The sequence below is a fragment of the Streptomyces sp. adm13(2018) genome (assembly GCF_008042145.1).
Classification (GTDB): domain Bacteria; phylum Actinomycetota; class Actinomycetes; order Streptomycetales; family Streptomycetaceae; genus Streptomyces.
In genome coordinates this window covers 5,453-8,065 of sequence record NZ_RDBH01000121.1, presented here as the reverse complement: position 1 = coordinate 8,065, position 2,613 = coordinate 5,453, and the positions used below count along the sequence as shown (strand labels likewise).

Annotated in this window: 2 protein-coding genes and 2 pseudogenes; 2 read left to right on the top strand and 2 right to left on the bottom strand. The window is 73.1% G+C overall.

Annotated elements, in window-relative coordinates; all coding sequences use genetic code 11:
• Positions 1-165: 165 nt before the first annotated feature.
• Positions 166-972, top strand: coding sequence for a class II aldolase/adducin family protein (locus EAO70_RS15550; protein WP_148003576.1), 807 nt, complete (start codon positions 166-168; stop codon positions 970-972).
• Here EAO70_RS15550 and EAO70_RS15545 read toward each other — a convergent pair.
• Positions 936-1,628, bottom strand: coding sequence for a TetR/AcrR family transcriptional regulator (locus EAO70_RS15545; protein ID WP_261992882.1), 693 nt, complete (start codon positions 1,626-1,628; stop codon positions 936-938). The two genes, EAO70_RS15550 and EAO70_RS15545, sit on opposite strands and share 37 nt — an antisense overlap.
• Before the next feature lie 102 nt (positions 1,629-1,730).
• On the opposite strand from EAO70_RS15545, the pseudogene EAO70_RS37940 reads away from it, so the two are divergent.
• Positions 1,731-1,952 (top strand): annotated as a pseudogene (locus tag EAO70_RS37940) (FHA domain-containing protein); the annotation flags it as partial.
• A gap of 584 nt (positions 1,953-2,536) precedes the next feature.
• On the opposite strand, the pseudogene EAO70_RS39235 reads toward EAO70_RS37940, so the two are convergent.
• Positions 2,537-2,602 (bottom strand): annotated as a pseudogene (locus EAO70_RS39235) (hypothetical protein); the annotation flags it as partial.
• Between the last annotated feature and the right edge of the window lie 11 nt (positions 2,603-2,613).

Genomic DNA, 2,613 nt, shown 5'->3' with positions numbered 1-2,613 from the left:
CGCCTGTGCGCCCCGGGGAGGCGCCTCCACACGCCGACAGCCGACCCCCCGCCCCGAACCCTGATCCATTGTCGTATCGGATGCGTCTCTGTATCTTTTGGCGCGCCCCGCCCCCGTCGGGTCGTGTACCGGTCCCGAGTCTCATCCGTTCGCCGAGGAGTCGTCATGAGTACCGTGCCGTCCGCGCTCGCCGCCGCCGTCGGGCCGCTGCCCGACGGGGTCGTGCTGCCGCTGCCGCCCACCTTCGACTCCGTCGAGGAGGAGCGTCGGTACCGCAAGGAGCAACTCGCCGCCGGTTTTCGCATCTTCGGGAGGTTCGGCTTCTCCGAGGGGGTCGCCGGGCACATCACCGTCCGCGATCCGGGCGAGCCGAACGCCTTCTGGGTCAACCCCTTCGGCATGAGCTTCGGCCAGATCAAGGCCTCCGACCTGATCCTGGTGGACCACGAGGGGACCGTGCTGGAGGGGCGCAGGCCCGTGAACCGGGCCGCGTTCGTCATCCACTCCCGCGTCCACGCCGCCCGGCCCGACGCGGTCGCCGCCGCGCACTCGCACTCCCTGCACGGCAAGGCGTTCTCCAGCCTCGGCATCCCGCTCGCCCCGATCACCCAGGACGCCTGCGCCTTCTTCGAGGACCACGGCCTCTACGAGGACTACCGCGGCGTCGTCAACGAGACCGAGGAGGGTGAGCGGGTCGCGAAGGCCCTGGGCGACCACAAGGCGGTCATCCTCAAGAACCACGGACTGCTCACCGTCGGACAGTCCGTCGCCGAGGCCGTCTGGTGGTTCGTCACCATGGAGCGCTCCTGCCAGGCCCAGCTCCTCGCGATGGCCGCGGGCACGCCGCAGCACATCGACCGCGAGACGGCCCTGCTCACCCGCGGGCAGATCGGCGGTCATCTGGCCGGCTGGTTCCAGGCGCGCCCGCTGTGGGATCAGATCACGGCGTCGGACCCGGACCTCTTCGACTGACTCCCTTGCCCCGCACCGGCGTTGCTGCCGGTGTCGGGGGCAGTGTCGGGGATGCGTCGCGTCGACGCCTCCAGGAGCGGGACGAGGAACTGGCGCTCCAGACTGCCCGGCGGCAGCTCCGCAGGCTCCACGTAGCTCTGCGCGAGTCCACCCTCGCGCAGGGCGATGAGGAGCCGCGCGAACCGGTCGGCGTCCACGGTGAGTTCGCGTCCGGCCCGGCGCAGGACGAGGGTGAGCCCGCGGGCGATCTCGGCCCGCAGCCGCGCGTCATGACGGGCGAGCACCCAGGCCGCCTGCGGGTCGCGGATCGCGTGCAGGGTGAACTCGGTGGTGACGAGGTACCAGTCCCGCTCGTCCGGCTCGACCCGGGCCGCCAGCTCCGCGAGCCGGTCCAGGGTGTACTCGTCGGCCGTCAGCGCGTCGATCGACTCGGCGAGCCGCCGGACGATCCGGTCGCTGTGCTCGTCGAAGAGGGCCAGGAAGAGTTCTTCCTTGCTGGCGAAGTTCGAGTAGTAGGCACCCCGCGTGTAGCCGGCCCGCTCGCAGACCTGCTCGATCGTCGCGGCGTGGAATCCGTGCTCGGCGAAGGTCTCCAGGGCGGCCTTCAACAGCGCCGCGCGGGTACGCGGCCGCCTCCTGGTGACACCTTTCGGCACGGGCGCCTCCTCGTCGTTCCGGGCCGCGTCCTGCGGCGGACGCCCACCCTACCGGCGGTCCCATCCCGGGCAGGGACGGCCTCCGGCGGATAAAATTCACGCATGGGAGAGCGGCCCGTCGCGCCCGCGGCGCCCCAGCTGGTCCTCGAGATCGACGGGGACACGATCCGGATGACTCCGGGCCGTGTCTATCGCATCGGGCGGGACCCCACCAGTGACATCGTGCTCGCGGACGCCCGCGCCTCCTGGCACCACGCGGTGCTCAGCGCGGCGGCCGGACGCTGGACCCTCGTCGACGAGGGCAGCACGAACGGCACCTTCACGGACGGCCTGCGGATGGACGGGCCCCGTGCGGTGGGCCCAGGGTCCGTCGTACGGTTCGGGCATCCGGAGGAGGGCCCCCGCGCGGTGCTGTCCGCCGGGGCGGCCGGAGCCGCCGGGGTCGAGGCCGAGGCGATGTCCGGGGCCGCCTCCGAGGTCGGTGCCGCCTCCGAGGTCGGTGTCGCCTCCGAGGCCGGTGTCGCCTCCGAGGCCGGTGTCGCCTCSGAGGCCGGTGTCGCCTCCGAGGCCGGTGTCGCCTCCGAGGCCGGTGTCGCCTCCGAGGCCGGTGTCGCCTCCGAGGCCGGTGTCGCCTCCGAGGCCTCCCCTGTCCCGGAGACACCGCCCGCCCCGGAGGAACCGCCGGCCTCGGAGACACCACCGGCACCGCAGGCGCCCCAGGCACCACCAGCACCAGCACCAGCACCAGCACCAGAGACACCCCACGCCCCGGACATCGCCTCGGCCTCGACCCCGGCGGCTCCGGCCGCCCCGGCGGACAGCACCGCGCGGGGGCCCTCCTCCGGATGCCCGAACCGTACGACGGACCCTGGGCCCACCGCACGGGGCCCGTCCATCCGCAGGCCGTCCGTGAAGGTGCCGTTCGTGCTGCCCTCGTCGACGAGGGTCCAGCGTCCGGCCGCCGCGCTGAGCACCGCGTGGTGCC